This window comes from Noviherbaspirillum album (assembly GCF_035916955.1).
GTDB classification, from domain to species: Bacteria; Pseudomonadota; Gammaproteobacteria; order Burkholderiales; family Burkholderiaceae_D; genus Noviherbaspirillum; species Noviherbaspirillum album.
This window is the reverse complement of the sequence record NZ_JAWIIV010000136.1, coordinates 1-701: the sequence shown is the minus strand read 5'-3', so window position 1 is coordinate 701 and position 701 is coordinate 1. Positions and strand designations below refer to the sequence as shown.

Annotated in this window: 1 protein-coding gene; it reads left to right on the top strand. The window is 53.9% G+C overall.

The window, feature by feature from the left end:
- The first annotated feature begins 230 nt into the window (after positions 1-230).
- Complete coding sequence (locus RY831_RS33500) at positions 231-530, top strand: DUF1153 domain-containing protein (RefSeq protein WP_437126355.1); 300 nt, start codon at positions 231-233, stop codon at positions 528-530.
- Positions 531-701 lie beyond the last annotated feature (171 nt).

The window sequence follows — 701 nt, the reverse complement described above, 5'->3', positions numbered from 1 at the left end:
GATTTCTCTTCCATTACTCCCTCCGTACAGACAGAAAATTACCAAATTTCCTGCTGTACGTGAAATCGGGGCAAGGTCAAAGTAACAACTTTATCGACCGGAGCTATCCCAAACTAGCTTGGTCCGAAAAAACCGGTCAGGTCAGGTTACTGAAATCATTCAGGGCAAAACCAGCGTGGTTGAGGCCAGCCGGGCCTTCGACATCCCGCCTTCCGAGATCGAAGAATGGGTTGACGAAGGACGCAAAGGCTTGGAGAACGCATTGCGCGCCAAGCCGCTGGACGTCAAGGAACAGTACGAGCGGCAGATCAAGGAACTGCAGGAGGCCNGACATCCCGCCTTCCGAGATCGAAGAATGGGTTGACGAAGGACGCAAAGGCTTGGAGAACGCATTGCGCGCCAAGCCGCTGGACGTCAAGGAACAGTACGAGCGGCAGATCAAGGAACTGCAGGAGGCCTACGGCGAAGCCATGCTTGAATTGCGTGCAAGAAAAAAGCTGCAGTCCCTGCTGGGCGAGGACGAGAAGTGATCGAGACGATCCACCAAAAACTCAAGGACGACGGCTTTACCGTCTCGATCAGCAAGATCTGCCAGTGGTTCGGCGTGCCGCGCAGAACGGTGTGTCAATGCCGTTGGAATTTCCCCATTTTTTCCGGAGTAAAATTCCCCACCCTTTTTATGGGTGGTCAGCCCGGATTTG